Source organism: Agrobacterium sp. DE0009 (genome assembly GCF_007680755.1).
Taxonomy (GTDB): domain Bacteria; phylum Pseudomonadota; class Alphaproteobacteria; order Rhizobiales; family Rhizobiaceae; genus Agrobacterium; species Agrobacterium tumefaciens_B.
The window spans coordinates 1-7,182 of record NZ_VEIU01000017.1 but is presented as its reverse complement, the minus strand read 5'-3'; the positions used below and the strand labels follow the sequence as shown (position 1 = coordinate 7,182).

General features: G+C 49.9%; 2 protein-coding genes and 3 pseudogenes. 1 reads left to right on the top strand and 4 read right to left on the bottom strand.

All coding sequences use genetic code 11. The features are described 5' to 3' along the window. Positions 1 to 147: 147 nt before the first annotated feature. The 4 genes and pseudogenes from FS804_RS24490 to FS804_RS24475 all read right to left on the bottom strand — a co-directional run. Positions 148 to 409 (bottom strand): annotated as a pseudogene (locus FS804_RS24490) (transposase); the annotation flags it as partial. Between the two features lie 85 nt (positions 410 to 494). Next, entirely contained in the window at positions 495 to 2,132 is a 1,638-nt protein-coding gene (locus FS804_RS24485) for a hypothetical protein (RefSeq protein ID WP_144579327.1), read from the bottom strand. A 132-nt stretch (positions 2,133 to 2,264) separates the two neighbouring features. Continuing rightward, entirely contained in the window at positions 2,265 to 5,258 is a 2,994-nt protein-coding gene (locus FS804_RS24480; protein WP_144579326.1) for a glycoside hydrolase family 99-like domain-containing protein, read from the bottom strand. Between the two features lie 656 nt (positions 5,259 to 5,914). After that, positions 5,915 to 6,949: pseudogene (locus tag FS804_RS24475) on the bottom strand (IS110 family transposase). On the opposite strand from FS804_RS24475, the pseudogene FS804_RS24470 reads away from it, so the two are divergent. Then, a pseudogene (locus FS804_RS24470) lies at positions 6,948 to 7,182 on the top strand (hypothetical protein); the annotation flags it as partial. The pseudogenes FS804_RS24475 and FS804_RS24470 overlap by 2 nt on opposite strands.

Here is a 7,182-nt window from a genome sequence, read left to right as displayed (position 1 = left end):
CGGCTGGCCTAGCAGCGAAATCCATACCCTTATGCCGTGGAGCTACAAGGCCTGAACGGCCTCAGCTTGCCGCTTACATTACAGATCAGGCGGCAGCAAGCAATGTGGGGGTGGAACAGCGGTTACGGCGCTGAGATGGCCGCCTCATTTTTTTCCGAGAGCCTCCTTCAGCAGATCCGCCTGCATGCACAAATCGGCATACATCCGAATCAATCGGCGGTTCTCGTCCTCAAGAGCCTTCATCTGGCTCATCATAGAGGCATCCATGCCCCCATATTTTTGCCCGCCATTTGTAAAAACTGGCACTGCTGATGCCGTGCTCCCGGCAAAGCTCAGGTACGGGGACACCGCCTTCCGCTTGGCGCAACACAGCCATGATCTGGGCTTCGGTAAATCGGCTCTTCTTCATCAAAATCTCCTCGAGCATCTTGCCGAGAAAATTCTACTTTCGAAGCCCATTATTCGCGGGGAGGATTACCCAATCACTTCCGCAATCACCACCTTACTGTTGCTACAAAACAAACTCCGTGATTGACTGAATCCAGAGCCATAATATTCATAGCCCCGGCCGACAAATCGCGACTGCGACTTGCTACGAGCACAAAACCAGCATCCCTCCCATCTGAGGAAATTCCAATCATCGGCTTCCTAACAGTACCAACAGCTAAAACCTTTCCAGCTTCATCAGTAGAGACAACCGTTTTGCTCTTCGTTTCTGGCAACAGGTCCCCTGATACTTTATACCATCCCTCCTGCGTAGTTATAGCATATGAACCCGACTTGCAGTCTCCCTCATATCGAAACTGACCTGAAAATAGATTTGTATTGGCTAGGCGACTTCTGCGCTGTGAAAAGACTGAGAGGGCTTTCCCCTCCATTATAGGAGTCAATTGGCGAGCTGAGTCATTCATCGTGGCGGGATAGAGTGCATTTATATCAGGTGCGTCAAATGTTTTGTTAATAAGCGCGCTTTCAGCGCTCTCAAACCGCCGTCCCGCAATTTCGGCCTGAGCCATTCGATCAAACTGCGCAACAACTGACAGCCCGAATATCGCGACAAATAAGTAACTGACCCAACGAGACGGCCAAACCAATATGGGCGCGCGCAAAGATGAAATATATATAAAACAAAGCAACATACAAGAAATCGTAACATATCGGGAACTAATAGCTTCGGACAAAGGTAGACTTGAACGGCCCCAACCGATTGCCGCCGCGCTCAATCCTAGCCAAATCGTACAATACATTGGCCAAATCTCTGTTTTGCTCACGCGTCTTGAGAGGGTATCCACAATCAGTTTACCCACAACAATCAAGGCACAAATTGCCATCACTAATCCGAATAAAATCGAGATAGCGACAGAAATTTGATCATAGTCAAAGTGGGTTAGGTATCGGTAGTTCACTATTGATCCGAAGAACGAGCCGACAACCGTCGCCCCGAATACAAGGGCCGCGGCTAAATTATGGGGGCCTCCCGATCCATCTGAAGTGACGAATATCATCGCAACGAAAAGCAAGATGTACCCGGTGCCGAAACCTATTTTTGCGTATCTTCCAACGTCTTGATGGAGCCCCATCACTGCTAATATCGGCAGCAGTAAGACGCCAGACGCAAGCGAAAAGGAGGCGTAGATAGCGCATAACCAACATGCCAAGAGCCATACCCACGGTCGTGACGACAATGACGACCGATTAAGAAAGTAAATGGCCCAGCATCCGGACACAAAGCTACCTAGAAATCCAACTTGGAACGACCAAGTTATATTCGTAAATTGAGTGGCACTTAGTAAAATCGGTGCACACAAAAGGCTTTTTTCGAGGCTATTCGTTTCGAAACCGTCTAGGCCGAGGAACACGAGAAAAATCGCTGAGAGTAGAAAAAAGAAGATTGCCAAAAGCTGAAGCAGGCCTAAACCAAAGAAAAAATTACTATCAACATAAGAAAACGCTGCAATCGAATTAATAACATGCTCATTATGCACGATAAAATGAGAATAAAAATTGGATTCGTCCCGCAGTAGTCGCCAATTATCAAAATACGGAGCCGGCGAGAAGCTCGCATACACTACATACAAGTACGTAAGAATAAAAAATACAATTGCAGACACCGAGATATTTTTATGAGTCACAATCTTCGCCTTACCCTGCCGCATCAAATTTAGACCCGATCTCATTTTTGATCGCCAACGTTGCGGGCCGCGGATTCGCGTTTCCTTTCGTTCGGTATCGAATCGAAGGCCCGCAAGTTGAGATGGAGCAGGCTAAACACCTTCTACCCGAAATCCTTGTGAGACGCATACAGACGCAAACAATCGTTCAATAGCGTGAGCGATAGTTCCGTCTGCTAAGCCTCTTTCTACATCGAACCTATTTTCTCCTATCCTGAGAAGCGGCGACAACGCCAGTGGTTTGAACCAGAACATTGAGCCAGCAGGGAAAGTCCCGCGCCATGCGGTAATGTCGAGTTCCTCACTTAAGCTTTGAGTTTGCTGGAGGTCCCAGAACATGTTTTTGTCCGTATGTTCGATTATGGCATCGGATGGAGCTAGGAGCCCTATGCTATCGTCGACATCAATTCTCTCCATGCACTGTCTTGTTAGCAACGTCTGAAGCGCGGATCGTCGTAGTTCGCCTCCATCGTTTCGATATGCTGATATTTTTCCGTGGACTTTGCAGACGCTCGAATATCCAAGCGCCTCAATTTTTCGAAACACGTGTAAGAACGGTCTTATATCCCGCCCCCTGTTATCGACGATCTCAACCACAGCAGCCGGCAAATCTCTCCGCACAATCTGCGCCAAGTGTAGAGAGGTCACGGTGACGTAAACGTCCGGTGCGAATTCCGTCAAAGAGGAAATCGCTTTGACTAGATCATCCCATGCTTCCTCGTAGTGAAGATGTGAAATAATGGCGAACCTTGAATTCGCGCTGCTCGGATACGTAGGACTTTGATAAGCTTCGCCAGATATTTCGTAGTTCTCCATAACTGACCGCGTAGCCGCTAGGTAACCGAAACCATGTTTTTGATCTGGCTCCAGGTGAGTGCCCTCCGCCCACTCGTTCCACGCGTTAACAAAAGTTATCTTCTCATCAGGAGACAAGTTCACGTCTTTCGATACACGCTCGACGTTGCTAGAAAGCCACTGACTGTATCTTTTCAAAGAGAAATTAGAGAAAATTGTCGCCTGTTTTCCTTTCCTAGCAGTGTTATCCCACGATAAGGTTGCCGTGGGGAACACTTTGTACTCAACTTCCGGCGTCTTCACAGCATTAGAAACCGCCAAGTCGTAGTCAAAAATATTTCCACCAAAATCTAGATCCAAATCCTCTTTTTGATGCGCGATATCGTCGGTAAGAATGGTGTGCGGGGGAAACTCCATCGCCGCATCAAACCCAAATTCTCGAGGATCCCTGTGCCCAAAGGTTTGAGCACACACAATATACAGCCCCGGGAATCCAAACTCTTTTGCTTGGTTCCTCCAGGCTTCAAGTGTCTCAGCCATGTCCGGTATAATCGCGGCTCTATAGATAATAAATAAGGGTTTTCCGTCGATTTTAATGTAACGATCGTCCTCCAAGTAGGGCCGAAGATGCTCCAGCATCGCCTTAGAATCATCCAAAGAGTGGTTCTGAGCGATCAAAACGTCATTCTCTTGTCCGTCCCATCGGCGAGTCCAGTTTTCATTTGCCCAAATCATGCAAAACGGAATGTCTACCCTTGGATTGCTCAACATCTTTTGAAGGGGCGTCTCCATTAGTACTTTTCCAGCGAACCAATAGAAGTAGTACGCAAATCCGGACACACCGTAAGACCGCGCTAGACGGGCTTGTTCTTCCATAACCTCAGGGACCCTGAGGTCATAGTAACCTAGATGGATCGGACAATGGGGTTGATGATGGCCGAGAAATAGTGGCTTAGCTTTACCCACATTTGTCCACTCGGTGAAACCTTTTCCCCACCAAGCGTCATTTTCTGGGAACGGATGAAATTGAGGCAAATAGAAGGCTATCAGTTTTGGTATAGTTTCTAGTTTTGGTTGCTCATGATAGATGACGTATCCCTCATTTACAGTCGAATACTCCACGACAGGAATGTTCGGATCGATTGCTAAGCTCGTAACTGGTACTGACGAATGGCCGCTCGCTGGCCCCCCTATATAGTGATTGATGTCAAACTTTGTTTGCCATTTCTTCTTAGGTTTTCCCTTGAGCTTTCTGATCGAGTTTGACCAACGTCGAAGCGCGCGAGTCCGCCGCCACCATTTGTCCTCCACAATCCTGTTCGCATCTTCAACGATGGTATCCAAAGCCGCTTGTTGCACCCGTAGTCTTTCGATTGCGTCTGCATGTTTACGCGAAAGCTTCTCAAGACGTGACTGCAAATCCGCTTTCTCGGCGGCGACATCGATATCAAACTCACGCTCGCGGGTCTGCAATTGCTCTATCTCGGCGCGGGCCTGCTCAAGATCTTTGCGAACTTGCTCTAGTTCGGCGGATAAGCGCTTATGGGCAGCGAGGGCCGCCTCGATCTTTTGTGGTTGTAGTATTCCATCAGGGTCTTCGTAAAGCGAATTTGCAACATCTGGTAGCGTCCCATCTGATGCCAAAATCACATCGTACATCTGTGCATTGACACCATTAGATGAGCCCGCGGGCGTGTAAGTTTTGAACCCCGATTCTTGAGCGCCCCCGGCGATGATCGAAGCCGCGACAACCCGCTGCCCCAAGTGACGCGCATTCTTGAAGTAACGCGTTACCAAAGTAATAAAGTCTGACGTGTATAATTCGCGAAGGTGAAATGGATTTTTATATTTCGGCACATCGGAATAGACAAATTTATTGGGACTGGACATAATGAGCAGTCCACCGGGCATCAGAACACGTCTAATTTCATCCATCATCGATGCATGATCTGTCAGATGCTCGATAGTCTCAAAAGATACTACAACATCGACTGAGGAGTCCTCTAAAGGTATTGAAGTAGCGCTACCACATATGTATTTCAAAGTATCCCTTGCGTATTTTTCATTCGCATGGTCCACAGCATCCTTAGAAACGTCCACTCCTATAACGTTTCGAGCTTGCCTAGACAGAATTTCGGAACCGAAACCCTCGCCGCTGGCGATATCGAGAACAATTTTGTCTTTAACGAGATCCATCGCAATAAAGTACCGATGGTAGTGTTCTAGCTCGATCATTCCGCTGAACTCTGGAAGAAATCGCTCACCGTCAGCTTTTAGATTTGTTGTTTTCATGTAGACAGGCCTCCGGGGCGTTGAAAAAGCTAAGCCTTTTTTTCGGATGATGTGACCTGATTTACCACAGTTCGCCTTTTGTCAAGATGGCCTCCCTTTTGAGGGCCCTTCCTTCTGAAGTAAGGCACGTGCGACCGTCTCCTCGCTTCAGATAGCTACAGATTGGGCGAGCGACGATCATGTCCTTCGCGAGTGGATGAGCTCGATCAATTTGCTTCGCCGAAGCGCGGTTTTGATCTTTGAGCCCCGGCATCCACCATGGAGCGCATGAAAGTTGTGCTTGGTCAGATCGAGTCGTGTAATATGTTCGCGACAACATATTGGCGGCTACAATCCACTGTTAAAGGTTGATCGCGATCCAAATCCTCTAAGGCAGGCGTTTTGTTGGGCACATCTATGGACGCCGCCGACCTTGCAAGTGTAAAAATAGCTGCCTTGGCAATACCTGCGGCTGCAGTCATCTATTCGGCCTCTAAATGTGTCGCACCCTGCGACCCCGGCCTTGATGGTAGATCCGCAAACCAGCTCCCAATCACTCGACACGAACTCGAGGTTCGATGCGCCCAACGGGCTCTGCTGATCCCCGGTTAGCGCGGCTTTGCCATCACTTGCTGTTTATCCTCGCAACCACTCGACCAGCAGGTCGAATCCGAAACTCACGTGGCTCTTATTGTCGCGCCGTCACCGGGGTGCCCATAAGTCCCGCCGAACTTGAGCAACGCCCAAACAATACGAGCTGTCTTGTTTGCAACCGCGACAACCGCAACGTTGGCCGGGCGACGGTCCCTTAGCTCCGCAAGCCATGTCCAGGAACGACCGCGCCAGCGCATAATTGAGCGGCTGCCATGGATCAAGAGCCTTCGAAGGTGGCCGTCTCCGCGCTTGCTAATGCCGCCGAGGCTCTCTTTACCTCCCGTGGGATGTTGCCTCGGGACAAGACCAAGCCAAGCCGCAAAATGCCGACCCGATTTGAAGTCGGCCGGCTCTCTCATGGACGACACCAAGGCTGTCGCCGAACCACACCAACCCCAGGAATTGTCATCGATCTTCGGCAGGCATCGCTTCCCTTTACGATCTTCATAAGATCCCTATCGATGCGGAAGAGCTTCGTCTTCACCTCCCTGAGTTGCTCGACCAGATAGCGCAGTGCGTGGCGATCGACGGCTGGCAGTTCGTCAAATTCTTCGTCCTCGATAAGTTTTGTGAGAAGGCCGATGTTGTGAGCGCGATTGGGCGCAATGATGCCGAATTCGGCAAGGTGGCCACGGATCGAATTGATAAGCTGTGTCCGTTGGCGAATCAGCATCTCCCTAACCCGATGCAGAACCAGAACTTCCTGTTGTATCTCCTCCTTTATCGGCACGAAGCGCATCGTCGGTCGTGTGACGGCCTCGCAGATCGCTTCTGCATCAGCCGCGTCGCTTTTTGTTTGTCTTGACGTAGGGCCGCACACATTGCGCCGGTAGAAGGCGAACGTCATGGCCAACCTCACGAAGCAGCCGAGCCCAAAAATGCGAACCTGGACATGCTTCGAGCGCGACGAGAGCAGGTGGAAGTTTGCGAAGGAAAGTCTCTACCTCCTCCCGTTTGAGCGTGCGCCAAATAATGGGTTTGCCAACAGAATGCACGGCGTGAACCTGGAAAACAGACTTTGCGATATCGAGACCAATAACACTGACATGAGCTTCCATGATAAGCCTCCTGGTTGATTTGCCTCCATCATCGCTTGCGGCTGGCTCCGGCGGAAGGGGGCGTCCATACCATCACTCGCGGCGCAAGTTCTTCGTGCTCGCCGACATTGCCGCAAATGCCAAGCGTGGAAAGAACGCCGCGCCGATCTCGCCTACGGCGCTCGAAGCCGTCAAACGGATCGACGGCCTGTTCGATATTGAGCGCGAGATCAACGGTCTTACGGCCGATCAAC

Excerpts from the sequence above, each read along its gene's own strand:
- FS804_RS24480 (WP_144579326.1), bottom strand. The coding sequence starts at position 5,258 with ATGAAAACAACAAATCTAAAAGCTGACGGTGAGCGATTTCTTCCAGAG.